At 68.2% G+C, this 16,387-nt stretch carries 13 protein-coding genes; 6 read left to right on the top strand and 7 right to left on the bottom strand.

Translation table 11 applies throughout. The annotated features are described in order from the left end of the window. Positions 1 to 101 precede the first annotated feature (101 nt). The 4 genes from PQB87_RS38760 (at position 102) to PQB87_RS38745 (ending at position 5,145) form a co-directional block, all read left to right on the top strand. A complete protein-coding gene (locus PQB87_RS38760) occupies positions 102 to 1,070 on the top strand; it encodes a hypothetical protein (RefSeq protein WP_309251657.1) in 969 nt (322 codons plus the stop codon). Positions 1,071 to 1,233: 163 nt separating this feature from the next. Further along, positions 1,234 to 2,343: a DNA alkylation repair protein gene (locus PQB87_RS38755; protein ID WP_111940518.1), complete on the top strand. Its 1,110-nt coding sequence runs from the start codon at positions 1,234 to 1,236 to the stop codon at positions 2,341 to 2,343. A 577-nt stretch (positions 2,344 to 2,920) separates the two neighbouring features. Then, the gene (locus PQB87_RS38750; RefSeq protein WP_021162521.1) at positions 2,921 to 3,640 is read left to right on the top strand and encodes a response regulator transcription factor; all 720 of its coding nucleotides are present in this window, start codon (positions 2,921 to 2,923) and stop codon (positions 3,638 to 3,640) included. Next, the gene (locus tag PQB87_RS38745) at positions 3,640 to 5,145 is read left to right on the top strand and encodes a sensor histidine kinase (protein WP_060061314.1); all 1,506 of its coding nucleotides are present in this window, start codon (positions 3,640 to 3,642) and stop codon (positions 5,143 to 5,145) included. The genes PQB87_RS38750 and PQB87_RS38745 overlap by 1 nt, the downstream gene beginning before the upstream one ends. Before the next feature lie 19 nt (positions 5,146 to 5,164). On the opposite strand, the gene PQB87_RS38740 is transcribed toward PQB87_RS38745, so the two are convergent. Both PQB87_RS38740 and PQB87_RS38735 read right to left on the bottom strand, forming a co-directional pair. After that, positions 5,165 to 6,268 (bottom strand): AraC family transcriptional regulator, encoded by a 1,104-nt coding sequence (locus tag PQB87_RS38740; RefSeq protein ID WP_153491138.1) that lies wholly within the window; start codon positions 6,266 to 6,268, stop codon positions 5,165 to 5,167. A gap of 117 nt (positions 6,269 to 6,385) precedes the next feature. Then, on the bottom strand, positions 6,386 to 7,183 hold the full coding sequence (locus PQB87_RS38735) for an HAD-IIB family hydrolase (RefSeq protein ID WP_059554982.1): 798 nt from the start codon (positions 7,181 to 7,183) through the stop codon (positions 6,386 to 6,388). Positions 7,184 to 7,484: 301 nt separating this feature from the next. Between PQB87_RS38735 and PQB87_RS38730 the strand changes: the two genes are divergently transcribed. Then, entirely contained in the window at positions 7,485 to 9,119 is a 1,635-nt protein-coding gene (locus PQB87_RS38730; RefSeq protein ID WP_301863210.1) for an AMP-binding protein, read from the top strand. Continuing rightward, positions 9,119 to 10,273 carry an AraC family transcriptional regulator gene (locus tag PQB87_RS38725; protein ID WP_060061316.1) on the top strand — a complete coding sequence of 385 codons (1,155 nt, stop codon included), beginning with the start codon at positions 9,119 to 9,121 and terminating at the stop codon, positions 10,271 to 10,273. Before PQB87_RS38730 ends, PQB87_RS38725 begins: the two co-directional genes overlap by 1 nt. A gap of 199 nt (positions 10,274 to 10,472) precedes the next feature. Here the strand turns inward: PQB87_RS38725 and PQB87_RS38720 are convergent, their stop codons facing one another. The 5 genes from PQB87_RS38720 to PQB87_RS38700 form a co-directional block, all read right to left on the bottom strand. Further along, positions 10,473 to 11,462, bottom strand: coding sequence for a patatin-like phospholipase family protein (locus PQB87_RS38720; protein ID WP_059685894.1), 990 nt, complete (start codon positions 11,460 to 11,462; stop codon positions 10,473 to 10,475). 73 nt (positions 11,463 to 11,535) lie between these two features. Further along, complete coding sequence (locus PQB87_RS38715) at positions 11,536 to 13,524, bottom strand: amidohydrolase (protein WP_489244611.1); 1,989 nt, start codon at positions 13,522 to 13,524, stop codon at positions 11,536 to 11,538. Positions 13,525 to 13,874: 350 nt separating this feature from the next. Continuing rightward, a complete protein-coding gene (locus PQB87_RS38710) occupies positions 13,875 to 14,141 on the bottom strand; it encodes a hypothetical protein (RefSeq protein ID WP_301863211.1) in 267 nt (88 codons plus the stop codon). Then, positions 14,138 to 14,827, bottom strand: coding sequence for a response regulator (locus PQB87_RS38705; protein WP_042977095.1), 690 nt, complete (start codon positions 14,825 to 14,827; stop codon positions 14,138 to 14,140). Before PQB87_RS38705 ends, PQB87_RS38710 begins: the two co-directional genes overlap by 4 nt. A gap of 113 nt (positions 14,828 to 14,940) precedes the next feature. After that, entirely contained in the window at positions 14,941 to 16,383 is a 1,443-nt protein-coding gene (locus tag PQB87_RS38700) for an efflux transporter outer membrane subunit (RefSeq protein ID WP_489244608.1), read from the bottom strand. Positions 16,384 to 16,387 lie beyond the last annotated feature (4 nt).

The following is a 16,387-nucleotide window of genomic DNA, read 5'->3' as shown; positions in this document are numbered from 1 at the left end:
CCGCGTGACGCATTTCCGCGGCATGTCGCTCATCGCGGGAATAAACGGGCTGGTTTCCCGGTATGTCGATCACGCACTGGAGGCATCGAGAGGAGGCGCCAATGCACGACAGGGAGAGGCAGGCCCGGGACACGCCGGGCCGGGCGCAGCACGATCGCGAGGGCGCCTCGAACGTGAGCGGGGCGCAGCGTTCGTCGTGGTTGCGGGAGGGCGCCGGCATGCGCCCGCCACAGAGCAACCGTGCCTTGCGTCACGCACCGCATACGCATGACCCCGACGACGGCCGACCGGTGTCGGCGCATGACCTGATGCGCAAGACCGCGCGGAGGCTGCAGCTCGGGTCCGGCATCCTGCTGTGGCTCTATATTTCGATTCACATGGTCAATCACGCGCTCGGCATCTGGTCGATCGATATCGCCGAGCGCGGGCTGCACCTGGCGATCGGGCTCTGGCAAAGCTTGCCCGGAACGATCGTGCTGTACGGCGCGGCCGGCCTGCATTTCGCGCTGGCGATTCGCACCATTTACGGCCGCCGGCACTGGTCGCTGCCGCCCGCCGAATGGCTGCGTCTCTGGGCGGGACTCAGCCTGCCCATGCTGTTGATCCGCCATGTTGTCGGGACCCGCGTAGCGACCTCGTTCTACGGCTTCGAACCCAACTACGAGCGGGTCATCGTGTCGCTTCTCACGAGCGGCACGCAGGGGCTGCAGATCGCGCTGCTTGCACCGGGGTGGGTGCACGGCAGTCTCGGGTTGTGGTTTCATCTGCGCCGGCGTGCGTTTTTTCGTCGCGCAAGGTTCGTGCTCCTGGCCTTGCTCGTCCTGCTGCCCGTGCTGTCGGCGGCGGGCTTCGTGCAGATGACGCGAGCGATCGTGCCGGAAAGTCTTGCCGTACCGGCGCCCGATGCGGCGCTGGTCGCGCATCGCGCCGCGCTCGACAGCTGGCGGCATCTCCTTGTCGCCGGTTATCTGTCGCTGATCGCGATCGCCTTCACCGGCGGTCAGTTGCGAAACCGGCTTTTCGGCGACGATCCATCCGCTGAGCCGCGGCGAGAACCGACGCATGAATGAATACCGCGCACCCGCTCGCGATTCGCGATTCGCGCATGCCGGCTGCACGCGGATCGGCGCAAGCCGGACAGGTAAAGTCTGCTGACAGAATCTGGCAGGGGCTTCGGCGATACTGTGCGTTTTCGCACCCGATGATCCGCGACGCGCGTCGGATCTCCACGTCATGACAACCACTCAAGTTCCCGTCCCGTTGAAGGAGTCACTGGGGAAGCGGCAATTCCACGCACTGTCCGACGCGCTGCATTCGATCGAGCCTGCCTTCGACCGGTCGGCATTTCTGGCGACGGCGCTCGAAGGCCTCGACGGCTTGACGTTGATGGAGCGCGTCAGGCGCGCCAGTCTCGCGATCGACACGGGCGCACGGCCGCTGCCGGGCGGGTACGATGCCGTGCTGGCGTTGTTGCAGGAGGCCGCGCCTCGACTGGGCCGGGGTTTCGTATCGCTGATCGCGCCGGATTACGTCGGGCAGTACGGTCGTCACGCGTTCGACCGTTCGATGGACGCGCTGAAATACTTCACGCCGTTCGGCACGTCGGAATTCGCGGTGCGCGAATTCCTGCGCATCGACCTGGCGCGTGCACTCGCAACGATGGAAGCCTGGTCGCACGATGCGGACGATGCCGTGCGCCGGCTGGCCAGCGAGGGAAGCCGCCCGCGTCTGCCCTGGTCGTTCCGGCTCCGCGACATCGAGGCCGACCCGTCGCTGGCCGCGCGGATTCTCGACAACCTTCGCTCGGACCCGAGCGCCTATGTGCGCCGCTCGGTCGCGAATCACCTGAACGACGTGGCGAAGACGCATCCGGCGTGGGTGCTCGATCGGGCCGAACGATGGGGCGGCGACCATCCGCATACGCGATGGATCGTCCGTCATGCGCTCCGCACCCTCGTGAAGCAGGGCAATGCGCGAGCGCTCGCGATCCTGGGTGCCGACAGCGCGCCGCGTCTGGAAATCGGCCCGTTCGCCGTGACGCCCGCGCAGGTGGTGCTCGGCGAGTCGATTACGCTCGCGTGCGAGCTGCAATCGACGGCCGAGACCGCTCAGCGGCTCGTCGTCGATTACCGTATCGCGTATGTGAAGCAGAATGGCGACGCGTCGCCGAAGGTGTTCAAGCTGAAGGGGCTGACGCTCGAACCCGGGCAGCGCGTCACGCTGCAGCATAGTCGTCCGATGCGCGATTTCACGACGCGCCGGCATTATGCGGGCCGGCATGAGGTGGAGCTGATCGTCAACGGTCAGGTCGTTGCGCGATCGTTTTTCGAGCTCGCCGTGTGAGTGGCGGTTGATGGGCGGGAGATGAGGCGGCCGACGTTTCGCGCTTGCCGGTCGTGCCCGCCGCGCGGGCGTGGGAGGCGGCGAAGGTGTTGCTGAATGAGTCAGCGGTCGCAACCGGGAGTACGCGTCAAACGCGTAGCCGTCCGGGTTAGGCGTTTGCTGCCGGCTCCCCTCCGCGTGTGCCGTGCGCCGCGCGTGCCGGTCGGCGGCACTGAGTGTCGGAGGCGCCATTCACATTCACACAGCGTGCAGCGCGGAATCGGATCGGCAATCCGGGGCGCGCCTCCATCGCTCGACAGATCCGCGCCCGAGTGTCCAGTTTGCGTCCGGACGGAACGGCGCAGGTTCCGTTTCATGGGGCCGGATTGGAGAGCCATACCGGCATTGGCTCACGGGGCGGACGCGATGCAAAGATAAACGAAATGTGATCCCTCCCTCCCGCAAAATTTTGCACAATGGCGGCAGCGCGGCGCATTGCCGCGATTCGCTCCCCGGGGAACCCGGCCAGCCGGCCCGGGCCCGGGGCCGGCCCGAACCGATACCCGACCCCGGCACCGACGTGCCGCCATCCGCCGCCATGGACCAACCGAAACGCATCCTGATCGTCGAAGACGACGCCGACATCGCCGACGTGCTCAGCCTGCACCTGCGCGACGAGCGCTACGAGGTCGTGCACAGCGCGGACGGCGCCGAAGGGCTGCGCCTGCTCGAGCAGGGCGGCTGGGATGCGCTGATCCTCGACCTGATGCTGCCGGGCGTCGACGGCCTGGAAATCTGCCGGCGCGCGCGGGCGATGACGCGCTACACGCCGATCATCATCACGAGCGCGCGCTCGAGCGAGGTGCACCGGATCCTCGGCCTCGAGCTCGGCGCCGACGACTATCTGGCCAAGCCGTTCTCGGTGCTCGAACTCGTCGCGCGTGTGAAGGCGCTGCTGCGCCGCGTCGATGCGCTCGCGCGCGATTCGCGGATCGATGCGGGTACGCTCGACGTCGCGGGGCTGGCGATCGACCCGATCGCGCGCGAAGCGAGCGTGGACGGCGCGCGCATCGACCTCACGCCGCGCGAATTCGACCTGCTGTATTTCTTCGCGCGGCACCCGGGCAAGGTGTTCTCGCGGATGGACCTGCTCAATGCCGTGTGGGGTTACCAGCACGAAGGCTACGAACACACGGTCAACACCCACATCAACCGGCTGCGCGCGAAGATCGAGGCCGATCCGGCGGAGCCCGTGCGGATCCTCACCGTGTGGGGCCGCGGCTACAAGCTCGCCGCGCCGGGCCAGCGGGACGGATGATGAAGCTCACCCTCACCCAGCGGCTGTCGCTCGTGTTCTCGGTGCTGCTGCTCGCGTGCTCGGGCGCATCGGCGTGGCTGCAGATCCGCGCGAACGACATGCGCGAACAGGAAGTCGTGCAGGGGCTGTCGCGTGACCTCGCCGCCAATATCGTCAACAGCGTGACCCACAGCGCGCCGCTGATGGACGCGAACGGGCTGCGCCCGGACGCCGTGCGCACGCTGTTCGGCCAGCTGATGGGCGTGAACCCGAGCGTCGAGGTCTATCTGCTCGACAACGCGGGGCGCATCAAGGGCGACGATGCGCCGCCCGGCCACGTGAAGCGCGACCGCGTCGATCTCGCCCCCGTGCAGCGCTTCATCGCGGGCGAGCCGCTGCCGATCCTCGGCGACGACCCGCGCAGCCCCGACGCACGCAAGGTCTTCAGCGCCGCGCCGCTGCAGCGCGCGGGGCAGCCGCCGTCGGGCTACATCTACGTGGTGCTGCTCGGCGAGGCGCACGACCGGCTGGCCGCGCGCGTGGACGCCGGCAACGTGCTGCGCACGACGCTGTGGTCGATGGCGCTCGTCGCGCTGCTCGGCCTGCTCGCGGGCCTCACCGCGTTCAGCTTCATCACGCGCCCGCTGCGCCGGCTCACGGACGCGATGCGCCGCTTCGACGCGAACGGCACGCCCGACACGCAGCCGCCGGTGCCGCGCTCGCGGCCGGGCCGGCGCGGCGACGACATCGTCGTGCTCGAATCCGCGTTCGCGCAGATGGCCGACCGGATCGGCGACCAGTGGCGCGCGCTGACGCACCAGGACCAGCAGCGGCGCGAGCTGATCACGAACATCTCGCACGACCTGCGCACGCCGCTCACGTCGCTGCACGGCTACCTGGAGACGCTGTCGCTGAAGGCCGACACGCTCGCCGACACCGAACGGCGTCGCTACCTGTCGATCGCACTCGCGCAGAGCGCGAAGGTCGGGCGGCTCGCGCAGGCGCTGTTCGAGCTCGCACGCCTCGAATCGGGCGGCGTGCAGGCCGAACGCGAGCCGTTCTCGCTCGTCGATCTCGTGCAGGATGTGTTCCAGAAGTTCGAGCTGACCGCGCAGGCGCGCGGCGTCGCGCTGCATGCGCGGATTCCGGCGCGGGTACCGGTCGTGTCGGCCGATCTCGGGATGATCGAGCGCGTGCTGACCAACCTGCTCGACAACGCGCTGCGGCATACGCCTGTGCATGGCGAGGTCGAGGTCGCGCTGGAGCCGCGCGGCGACCGCGTGCTCGTGACCGTGGCCGATACCGGGGAAGGGATTCCGGCGGCGCGGCGCGAAGGGTTGTTCCAGCGGCCGCAGCGGCCGATGAGCGGCGGCGCGGTGACGAGCGGCGGGCTCGGGCTGCTGATCGTGCACCGGATGCTGGCGCTCAACGGCAGCAGTATCCGGCTGGTCGACCGGCCCGGGCGGGGGGCGGTGTTCGAGTTCGCGCTGGCGGTGGCCGCGCCCGCGACCGGCGACGGGCGCTGAGCGCGGTTTCTGCTCGCGCTCAGCCGCCGCGCTTGTTGCGCCGCACGTCGCTCGGCGTCATGCCGGTCCAGCGCTTGAACGCGTGGCGGAAACCCACCGCATCGCTGAAGCCGAGCGTCGATGCGATGTCCTCGGTACTGAGCGTGGTCGTGCTGAGATAGTCGATCGCGAGCGCCTTGCGCACGCTCGCCAGCAGTTCGCTGTACGAGGTGCCTTCGGCTTCGAGCTTGCGGCGCAGCGTGCGCGACGTGATGCACAGGATCGCCGCGATCGCGTCGATATCGGGGAATTGTCCCGGCGTGCGGGTGAGTTCCTGGTACACGCGCCGCGTGACGCCGGCCTGGCTGCGCAATTCGTCGAGCAGGCTCGCGCAGTGCGACGACACCTGCGCGGCGGTAATCGGATTCGCGAGCTGCGGCGCGCGCGCGAGCCACGCGGCCGGGTAGCTGAGCACATGATGCGGCTGGTCGAACGCGATCGGGCATTCGAGCGCATCGCCCAGCAGCGCCGCGTGCGCCGGCTGCGGCTGCGCGAACTGCGCGCGCGCCGGCACGCACCACGCACCCATCACGTCCTTGATGATCGTCACGTGCAGCGCGAACTGCATGTCGATCAGGAAACGGTACAGCGGCTCGTCGAGATCGGGCAGCGCGACTTCGTGCCGGTCGGGAAACAGCCACGACGCGGTATCGCCCTGTTCGACCCAGCGGATCGCGAGCATGCCGTTCGCGAGCCGGTGATATTTGACGGCCGATTCGAACGCGTGCGCGAGCGATTCCGAGCACAGCATCGCGTAGCCGTACATCCCGTAGCTCGACACGTGCAGCCGGTGGCCGACGCGCACGCCGAGATCGGGGCCGTCATAGCGGCCGATGGCATTGCGCGCGGCCGTGAGGAACTGCAGCGGCGACGTGAGCGTGAACGGGTCCGCGACGGCGGCCGGCGTGAGGCCGGTACCGTCGAGCACCGCGACCGGGTCGATGCCGGCTTGCGCGGCCACGTCGAGCAGCACGGCCAGCTTGGCCGGCGTGAAGCGCTGCTGGCGCAACGCGTGGGCCGGCTCGAGGTCCGGCAGGCGGGCTGCGCGGGCGGTCGTCGGGTTCAAGGGCACACTGCGCGGCATGGGAACATCCTGCGTCCGAATCGATATCGTTTACGGCACGCAATTCTGCTCGGGATCGGTCCCATGCGCCACAGGGTTCACCCTGACGATCACGCGACAGTCGATGCGCGAGCGCGGTCAGCCCCGCTCGTCCGCACGCGTGCGCAGGATCGCGTCGGCGAACTCCACGAACCCGCTGCCGCCCGGGCCCTGCGTGATCCAGCGCGGCAACGCGGGCAACTGCCGCAGATAGTCGACCACCGTGCTCATGCCGGCCGTGTGCGTGAAGTAGCCGAACATCGGCGCATCGTTGGTGGAATCGCCGGAATAGGCGACACAATCGCGCGCCGCGCCGGCGCCCGCATCGACGCCGAACGTGTCCGACAGCACGCGCAGCGACATCGACAGCTTGTCGTACCCGCCGACCCACCCGATGATCCACAGGTTGTTGATGGTCGCGTCCGCGCCGGCCTCGACCAGCGCGTCGCGGACCCGGTCGTCCTGGTCGCCGCCGGTGCGGGCGTACGCGAGCGACGTCAGCCTGAAATCCTGGTCGTCCGCGGGGCGGGCGGCGGGGACGGCCGCCTCGACCTGCCGCGCGATGCGCCGGAGTGCGTCGCGCGCGCCGGCGAGCGCATCGTCCGCATGCCAGTAACGGCGTTCGACGCCGTGCCCGTCCGGGCCGCGCCGGATGAAAAGGCCGCCGTTCTCCGCGATCACGCCGTCGACCGGCCACATGCGGGCCATCTGGTCGCACCAGCCCGCCGGCGCGGCCGTCACCGGGATCACGCGGATGCCGCCCGCCTGCAGGCGTTCGAGCGCCGTGTAGGTGCGGGCGGACAGGCGGCCGTGATGGGTCAGGGTCTCGTCCATGTCGGTCAGCAGGAAGCGGACGGACGAGAAGGTGTCGGCGGGGGCCAGGGAAAGCGGCTGCATGGTTTCGACAGCGGAATGACAGGCGTCGATTATGAAGAAGGGCGCCCGGCCGTGCCATGCCGCTTGCTGCTTTGCAATTCGTGCCGGGGAATAAGCGGTTTCCCGTGCCGGCCGGCGAAGTTGTCTGGACAAGCGCGCCCGCCCGCGTGTCCGTTTCGATCATCTTTTCGGCCGCCCGGATCATTTTCAAAGCGCGCCGCGCGGGCGATAGTCGCCGGTCAGGCGACGGCCCGCGCTTCTGGCGTGCAGGCCGTCGCGCGAACGGCGCGCGGCCGGCGCGCCGTCCCCCGTGGAGTGAGACATGACGAAGAGACACTGGACCGGGTCGTATGGCTCGATCCCCGCCGAGATCGATCCCGATCGCCATCCTTCCGTAAGCGCGCTGCTGGACGACGCGATGCACCGTTTCGCCGATCGTCCGGCGTTCCATTCGTATGGCCGCACGCTCACCTATGCCGACGTCGACCGCCTGTCGACGGCGCTGGCCGCTTATCTGCAGCAGGTCGTGGGCGTGCGCAAGGGCGATCGCGTGGCCGTGATGCTGCCCAACGTGCTTGCGTTTCCGGTCGCGTTCGTCGCGGTCGCGAAGATCGGCGCGATCCAGGTCAACGTGAACCCGCTCTACACGGCGCGCGAGCTCGAGCATCAGCTCAACGACGCGGGCGTCGAAGTCGCCCTGGTGTGCGGCGGGTCGATGGGCACGTTCGCCGAGGTGGTCGGCGGCACGCGCGTGCGTACCGTACTGAGCGTCGGGCGCGGCGATCTCGGCGTCGTCGATGCGCCGGCCGGTGCATGCGACGCGCTGCCGCCCGGTTCGATCCCGCTCGCCGACGCCATCGCCGCCGGCGAATCGCTCGCGTTCGAGCCGGTGCCGCTCGGCGGCGCGGACCTGCTGCTGCTGCAGTACACGGGCGGCACGACTGGCCTGTCGAAGGGGGCCGCGCTTTCGCACCGCAACCTCGTCGCGAACATCGCGCAGTTCGGCGCGATCGTGCCGGCCGCGCGCGAGCCGGGCGAGGAGGTCGTCGTCACGGCGATCCCGATGTATCACATCTTCGCGCTGACGGTGAACTTCCTGTCCTACTTCGCGATCGGCGCGCAGAACTGGCTGGTCGCGAACCCGCGCGACATGGACGGCTTCATCGACGTGCTGAAGGCCGCGCGGCCGACGGTGTTCGTCGGCGTGAACACGCTGTATGCGGGGCTTGCCGGCCATCCGCGCCTGACGGAAGTCGACTGGTCGCGGCTGAAGCTGTCGGCCGGCGGCGGCGCGGCCGTGATCGACGTGATCTCGTCGCGCTGGAAGGCGGTGACGGGCAACTTCATCCGCGAGGGTTACGGGCTGTCGGAAACGTCGCCGGTCGTGTCGTTCAACCCGCAGTCGATCGACACGTTCACGGGCACCACGGGCCTGCCGCTGCCGTCGACCGACGTGAAGCTGCTCGACGACCAGGATCGCGAAGTCGCGATCGGCGAAGCCGGCGAAATCTGCGTGAAGGGGCCGCAGGTGATGAGCGGCTACTGGCAGAAACCGGACGCGAATGCGGCCGCGTTCACGACCGACGGCTATTTCCGCACGGGTGACGTCGGCGTGTTCGACGAAGCCGGTTTCCTGCGGATCGTCGACCGCAAGAAGGACATGATCATCGTGTCGGGCTTCAACGTGTACCCGAACGAGGTGGAAGCCGTCGCGACCGCCATGCCGGGCGTTGCCGAATGCGCGTGCATCGGCGTACCGGACGCGCGCACGGGCGAGGCCGTCAAGCTGTTCGTCGTGCTGGCGCAGGATGCGTACGTCCCGGAGGAACAACTCGTCGCGCATTGCCGCGCGAGCCTCGCGGCCTACAAAGTGCCGAAGCTGATCCGCTTCGTCGACCGCCTGCCGAAGTCGACCGTCGGCAAGATCCTGCGCCGGGAACTCAGCCGCACCGACTGATGGCGTCGGCGCGCCGCGCAAGGCCCGGCGCGCCCCGGGCCCGGAAGGCCCCGCGCGGGCCGCTCAAGTACAATGCGAGCGGTTCGACCGACGGGGACGCGATGACCGGTTCAGATGCACTTTCCGCCCAGCCCGGGCCCGGGCGGGCGCTGCCTTCGCCGAGCGCGACGGTGCCAATCTCGCTCGTCAACGGCTTCCTCGCGAGCGCGGGCGTGCAGCGCGACGTGGTCGAGCGCTACCTGCGCGGGGCCGGCATCCCGATCGAGCTGCTCGGCGAACCGCATGCGCGGGTGACGGAGGAGCAGTTCTCGACGCTGTACCGCACGCTCGCGATCGACCTCGACGACGAGATGCCCGGCATCTTCTCGCGCCCGCTGCGCGGCGGCACGCTGAAATACCTGTGCCTGAGCCTGCTCGACGCGCGCAACCTCGAAACGGCGCAGCATCGTTTCGGGCAATTCTTCCATATCCTGCTCGACGATTTCTTCGTCGAATCGAAGCGCGACGGCCTCGTCGCGCAGGTGCTGCTGCGCCCGAACGACGCGATCGGCCCGATCGGCGCGCTCGGCCAGGAACTGATGCTCAAGCTCGTGCACGGCGTGTGCTCCTGGCTGATCGGGCAGAAGATCCCGCTGCTGCAGATCGAGTTCGCGTGCCCGCGGCCGCGCCATGCGGTCGACCACCTGTATTTCTTCACCGGCTCCGTGGCGTTCGACTGCGAGCGCACGCTGATGCGCTTCAGCGCGGACTATCTCGATGCGCCGATCCGGCAGAGCAAGCGCAACCTGCGCAAGTTCCTCGCGCGCGCACCCGGCGACTGGATCTTCGAATCGTTCAGCGAACAGCTCGTGTGCCATCGCGTGCGGCAGTACCTGTCGGCCGCGTTGCCCGACCTGCCGGTGATCGACCAGGCGGCCGAGCACCTGCATTGCTCGGTGCGCACGTTGAGCCGCCACCTGGCCGCCGAAGGGACGACGTTCCAGGTGCTCAAGGACGAACTGCGGCGCGACATCGCGATCCAGCGGCTGACCGACACGCCCGACACGATCGCGGCGATCGGCGCCGACATCGGCTTCGACGATCCGAGCGCGTTCCATCGCGCGTTCCGGCACTGGACGGGGAGCACGCCGGGCACTTACCGGCGGCGCGCGTAGCGTGTGGTTTCAGCGCGGCCGGTTGCGCATGACCGGCTCCCGGTGCACGCGCCCGCGGTCGCCGGGGCCGGCCGCACGCGGCTGACGCTGACGCTGGCGCGGGATGCGGTCATGCGCGCGTCGGGCCGCCCGGGCCGCCCGGGCAGCAGCGATGCCGGCCGTCGCCGGTCGCAAGCGACGGCCGGTAATCGACGCGCGATCAGCGCCAGTGGGTCTCCACCCATTCGCACACGCGCCGCCACGCGGCGGAATTCATGTACGCGCGGGTTTCCTGCTCCATCTCCGGCACTTTCTTCCACTCGTCCAGGCCGATCGGTTGTCCGAGCAGGAAATTGCCGCGCTGATAGCCGCTGCCCAGGATCTGCTCGACCTGGATCGCGGCGATCGCCGCCGTGGTGTCCATCGTCAGCCCGAGCAACGCCGCGGCCGGAACGTTCCCGCTCGCGAACGGCCACAGCCACGTCGAAACGCCCCAGTTCAACGGATTGCCGACCGCATCGGGCGGAATGCCCTGCGGGCTCGTTCCGGTGCCGAGCGACAGCAGGCGCACGTCGTTCAGGCTGCCCACGAGCCCGTTGCCCAGCGCTTCGGCAATGGCGGCCACCGACGGGTTGTTCGCGAACACGCCGCCGTCGGCGAAGTAGCCGAGGCCGGCGATTTCGTACGGCGGGAAATAGGCCGGCGCGGCCGACGTCGCAAGCGCGGCATCGGACAGGCGGATGTCCCGGTACGGGTTCCTGGCGCCGTTGGAGAACGTGCAGGGCGTCCAGCTTTTCGTGGACGGCTCCCACAGGCGCGCCGAGTTGATCGCGACGAAGCGGGACACGTCGGTCAGCCTGGCAGTACCGAGCAACTTGTTCGCGATCTGCTGAACCCCGGTGTTGACATACTCGCACGCGCGCAGGCCGGGCCCGGCCAGCACGGCGCCCTGCTCGAGCGCTTGCTGCTGTTCCAGCCACGCGCCGTTTTTCTTGAAGATCGCCGCGCCCTGCGTGCGGTAGATGTCGACGATCTCCGCAATGGGCGCGCCACGCGCGAGCCCCAGGGCGATCAGGCCGCCCGTGGACGTGCCGGCGAAGCCGTCCGCTTTCGCGATGATCCCGCTTCGCTTGTCGAGGTCCTGGATGAGCAGGGCGGTGATCAACCCGCGAATGCCGCCGCCGTCGCAACTGAGAATCCTGAAGGTCATCGTGTTTCTCCTGGTTCGGGTGAGAGTGATGCTCGTGCCGCTTCGCATCGGGCCGCGCACATCACGTGACCGCCTACTGGTGTTCCGCGCGCCGGGTGGCGTCGTGAACCTTGCGCCCGCTGACCCATGTTTCCTGCACGACGATCTCGCGCAGTTGATAGGGGGTGCCGGATTGGACCTGCAGCGGATCGCGCTGCAGAATCACGAGGTCGGCCTGTTTTCCCTCCTTCAGCGAACCGACCTGATCGTCGAGGTGGCATTGCCACGCCGCGTCGATGGTCACCGCGCGCAACGCCTCGGGCGCGCTCAGGCATTCGGCCGCGTTGAGTACCGCGAGCTCCGGGTCGGCCTCCATCGCCCGCCACATTGCCTGGTCCATATAGCGCAACGGCCCCAGCGGCGAGACGAAGTGATCGCTGTGCAGGCTGACGCGCAGGCCCTCGCGCAGTGCCGACTTGCATCGATCGAGCTTCTGCGCGCGGTCTTCGCCGAGAATGGTGTTCCGGAACGCGCGCCCCCAGTAGCCCACGTGGCCGATCAGGAAACTGGGCGAGATGCCCAGCCGCTTCATGGTGCGCAGATCGTCGTCGTCGAGCAGCGACGCATGTTCGAGCCGGTGGCGCAACGGTTCCGCTTGCGCAACCGGCGCGGGAGCGGGCGAAGCGGGCTCGGGAACCTGGCTCAGCACCAACTGGTAGGCGGCCAGCACGTTGGCGATCCCCTCGTCGCCGTTCGCATGGACCAGGATCGGCCAGCCCGCCGCATCGACCTGCTGCATGATCTGCGCGAGCGAATCGATCGGCGTGAAATTGAACAGGCCGTTCGGCCCGACGCCGGGCACACTGTGCTCGGCGCAGCACTTGTACGGCGCGCTTTGCAGGCCGGTCAGGCCCTGGTTGGAACCATCGGCGATCAGCTTCATCGCGCGGATGGTGAACAGCGATTCGGGCGCGCTGTCCAGTTGCGGCTTGAACTGGTTGAGCCACAGCGGCCAGAGGTCATTGTTGCCGAACAGGGCGCCACCCATGCGCACCGTCATCCACGGCGTGCTCGCCAGCGCCTGCAACAGGACCACTTCATAGAACCCCAGCCCCATCCCCACGCCGGCGTCGAACAGGGTGGTGATGCCGCGCTCGTTCGCATTCGACATCACCTTCCGCAAGGCGGACAGCAACGCGATCGGCGTCGGGCGCGGGACGGTGTTCGTCATCAGCGTGACCTGCGATTCGGTCAGCACGCCCTTGGGGAAACTGGCCTCGAGGCCGGCGGCCTTCAACGCGGCGCCGTTCGCATAGCCGAGATGCCCGGAGGCATTGATCAGGAACAGGCATGTGTCCGTGCTGATCTTGTCCAGCCATTCGCGGTCGATATCCACCCACTCGAGCATCAGCGACGGGTCGACGCCGCTGCCGCACACCCACTTTTCGCCATTTTTTCCATTGGGCTGCGCATCGTCGGCCAATGCCTTGAGCTTGTCCGCGATGGTCTTGGCACTGTAGGCCGGATTCAGTTTCTGTTCGACGAACGGGGACAGGTCGTGCCACGGCTGAGTGAGGAACACGGCGCTGGGCAGCAGATGCGCGTGCGGTTCGATCAAGCCGGGCAGCAACGCATGGCCCGGTTCGAGCGTCTGCTCGCGCGCCTGGGGATAGCTGTCGCGCATGCGCCGGCGCACCTCGTCGAGCGTACCCGTGGCGATGACCTTGTGTTCGGCGATACCGAGCGCTTCGACACGCGTGTTGCAATCCTCCGGGTCCGGGTAGATCAGCCCGCCGTGAAAGATGACGGCCTCGGGCGCGCCGGGCGCTTCGAGCTGGCTCAATTCCTTGAGCAGGTCCTGCCATTCGCTCTCGCTCTGGCCGAGAGCGCCTGCGAGCAAATGCGGGCTGCAGCATGCACATCCGAGCTGGTTTCGATGGAACATGGTCCGATCCTTTTCAGTTTTTATTGCATTGATCGCGATTGTTTTAAAAAGGAACATCAGGTCGACCGGCGAGGTCGTACACGGAATCCGTGAATCGTGATGCACAGGCAGTTGCGAAACAGATGCTTGCGTGCGCATCGGTTTCGCGGGGATCGCGGTATGGCGTCGCCGTCAATATCCGCCGTGGATCGTTTCGGAAATCAAAGCGCCGCGCGGGATAATGCGTCGAACAACGTGATACGGGAATCGTGAGGCTCGCTTCATGAAACGATAAGGCGGAATGATACGGATGCCGAATCGATGCGACGGTGCGAATCGGATGAAGTGTCCGAGCGCAATCCAATGTATATGCGCTGCATGGAGCCGGTGCAAGCCCGGAATCCGGAGGAAAGTGACGTGAGTCAATCCGTCGCGAAAGGCGATTCATGACGGATGCGTGAACGCATCCGGCAAGCGATCGATGGCCCGACCAGACCGGTCGAGCACCGTTACCGCGAGGTCCGGGTGCCTCGCACCAGTCCGGCGAGATCGACGAGCGCCCGAACCAGTCCCGCGAGCAGCAGCGCCGCGAGCACCAGATAGTCCGGCGTCTCGCGGATCACGTCGGCGATCGGGTGGTCGGTCGCGGGAGACGAAACGACGAGGATCAGCCCGTAGACGACGAACCACCCGGTTGCGACCGTCAGTACGACCGTGGCCGTCAGGAGGCCGACGATCCGCGCAGCGCGCAGCCGCGATCGATGACGCGGGTTCACTGGCTGCTGCGCAGCCGGTAGCCGACGCCGCGCATCACTTCCGGCATCCCGGACGCGCCTGCGCATTCGAGCTTCTTGCGCAACCGGCTGATATGGCTGTCGACGGTGCGTTCCAGCGCATCGACGTCGGCGAGGCACGCGTCGATCAGTTCGCTGCGCGTGAACACGCGGTTCGGCGAGCCGGCCAGGTGGGCGAGTAGCCGGAATTCGGTCAGCGTCAGCGCGATGCTGGTTTCCCCGCTGTCCGTGCGGACCGTGGTCAGATAGCTTTGCGTATCGATTTCGAGGTTGCCGACCTTGATGAAGCGTCCCGCGGCGGCGGTTTCCAGACGGCGCAGGATCGCCCGGATGCGCGCGACCACCTCGGCCGGATTGAACGGCTTCGTGATGTAGTCGTCCGCGCCGAAGCGCAGCCCCTGCAAGCGATCGATTTCGCGGTCGAGCGCCGTGATGATGACGATCGGCGTGTTGCCGCGGCGACGCAGTTCGACCAGGACTTCCCAGCCGTCCTTGTTCGGCATCCTGACGTCGAGCAGGATCAGGTCGGGTTTCAGCACGCGCTGCACGTCGAGCACGGCCTGGCCGTGACCGACGCGATAGGTGCGAAAGCCGTCGTGAGCCAGGTAGGCGTCGAGTATGTCGGCGATCTCCGGATCGTCTTCGGCAATGAGTATCAGAGGGTTCATCGGTATCACTGAAAGTGAACGTGACCGGCAGGCGGGCCGGCGGCGCGGCACGTGCGCCGCCGGACTTCACCGTGCGTTCGGTCGTCGCGAACGGATCGGCGACGACGCGTTGCTCAGTTGTTCGCCACGTTGTTGGCGGGAGGCACATCGGTGTCGACCAGGCCGCCACCGAGCGCCTTGTAGAGCGCGACCGCGTTGCCCAGTTCGGCGTTGCGCAGGTCCAGCAGCGCCTGGCGCGCGGCATACAGCTGGCGCTGCGAGTCGAGCAGTTCCAGCCGGTCCTCGATGCCGGCCCGATAGCGCAGGTTCACGAGATCGGTACGGCGCTCGGCGCTCCTGACGACCCTGGCCTGCGCGTCGATCTGGCGGCTGAACGTCTCGCGCCCGGCGAGGCCGTCGGCCACTTCGCGGAACGCGGTCTGGATCGCGCGTTCGTATTCGACGACCGCGCTGGACTTGCGCACTTCCGCGAGATTCAGTTCGGAACGCAGCCGGCCGCCCTGGAAGATCGGCAACGTGACCTGCGGCGCGAAGCTCCACACGTTCTGGCCGCCGGCGAACAGGCTGCCCAGCCCCGGGCTCAGGAAACCGATCGACGACGTCAGCGACAGCCGCGGGAAGAACGCCGCGCGCGCCGCGCCGATGTCGGCGTTGGCGGCGACGAGGTTCTGCTCGGCCTGCTGGATGTCCGGCCGGCGGTACAGCAATTCCGACGGCAGGCCGGCCGGCAGTTGCGTCATCACCGGCTGGCGTTCCAGCGACAGCGGGTCGGGCAGGTCTTTCGGCAGGTCGGTGCCGACCAGCAGCCGCAGCGCGTTGCCTGCCTGCTCGACGGCGCGCGAGCGCGCTTCGAGATCGGCGCCGGCGCTCGCGACCTGGCCTTCGGCCTGCGCGATGTCGACACCGCTCGCCTGATCCGCGAGCTTGAGTCGGCGCGCGAGGTCGAGCGACTGGCGCCAGTCGTTCAGCGTGCGCTCGGACAACGCGCGCTGTTCCTGTGCGAGACGCTCGGCGAAATACGCGTTGGCCACGGAGCCGACGAGCGCGATCTGCACCGCGCGGCGGCCGTGGTCGGTCGCGAGGTAGCGCGCGAACGCCGCATCGGACAGCGACTTCACGCGGCCGAACAGGTCGATCTCGAACGCGCTGACGCCGACGTTCACACCGTACTGGTTCTGCGTCGTCTCGAAGATCGGCGGGTTCGATTGCGAATCGGCCGGCGTGCGCTGGCGCGTGAAGCTCGCGCCGGCGCCGATCGACGGCAGGCGCGCGGAACGCTGGATGCCGTACTGCGCTTCGGCGGCCTGGACGTTCAGCGCGGCCAGGCGCAGGTCGCGGTTGTTGTCGAGCGCGAGCTCGATCAGGCGCTGCAGGCGGCGGTCGCCGAACATCGTGCGCCAGCCGAGATCGGCCGCGTTCGCGTGCTGATCGGCCGCGGCAGCGGTCGTGTAGGCGGTCGGCACCGGCATCGCGGGCTTGACCAGCTTCGGGGCCATCGAGCATGCCGACAGCGCGAGGGCGGCGGAAACCGCGGCGGAAAGAATGAGCGATCGCATGGCG

The organism is Burkholderia sp. KL41 (assembly GCF_057005415.2).
Note: the sequence above shows the minus strand (reverse complement) of the source record. Positions and strands in the feature narration are given on the sequence as shown.

Excerpts from the sequence above, each read along its gene's own strand:
- PQB87_RS38760 (WP_309251657.1), top strand. The coding sequence starts at position 102 with ATGCACGACAGGGAGAGGCAGGCCCGGGACACGCCGGGCCGGGCGCAG.
- PQB87_RS38755 (WP_111940518.1), top strand. The coding sequence starts at position 1,234 with ATGACAACCACTCAAGTTCCCGTCCCGTTGAAGGAGTCACTGGGGAAG.
- PQB87_RS38750 (WP_021162521.1), top strand. The coding sequence starts at position 2,921 with ATGGACCAACCGAAACGCATCCTGATCGTCGAAGACGACGCCGACATC.
- PQB87_RS38745 (WP_060061314.1), top strand. The coding sequence starts at position 3,640 with ATGAAGCTCACCCTCACCCAGCGGCTGTCGCTCGTGTTCTCGGTGCTG.
- PQB87_RS38740 (WP_153491138.1), bottom strand. The coding sequence starts at position 6,268 with ATGCCGCGCAGTGTGCCCTTGAACCCGACGACCGCCCGCGCAGCCCGC.
- PQB87_RS38735 (WP_059554982.1), bottom strand. The coding sequence starts at position 7,183 with ATGCAGCCGCTTTCCCTGGCCCCCGCCGACACCTTCTCGTCCGTCCGC.
- PQB87_RS38730 (WP_301863210.1), top strand. The coding sequence starts at position 7,485 with ATGACGAAGAGACACTGGACCGGGTCGTATGGCTCGATCCCCGCCGAG.
- PQB87_RS38725 (WP_060061316.1), top strand. The coding sequence starts at position 9,119 with ATGGCGTCGGCGCGCCGCGCAAGGCCCGGCGCGCCCCGGGCCCGGAAG.
- PQB87_RS38720 (WP_059685894.1), bottom strand. The coding sequence starts at position 11,462 with ATGACCTTCAGGATTCTCAGTTGCGACGGCGGCGGCATTCGCGGGTTG.
- PQB87_RS38715 (WP_489244611.1), bottom strand. The coding sequence starts at position 13,524 with ATGCGCACGCAAGCATCTGTTTCGCAACTGCCTGTGCATCACGATTCA.
- PQB87_RS38705 (WP_042977095.1), bottom strand. The coding sequence starts at position 14,827 with ATGAACCCTCTGATACTCATTGCCGAAGACGATCCGGAGATCGCCGAC.
- PQB87_RS38700 (WP_489244608.1), bottom strand. The coding sequence starts at position 16,383 with ATGCGATCGCTCATTCTTTCCGCCGCGGTTTCCGCCGCCCTCGCGCTG.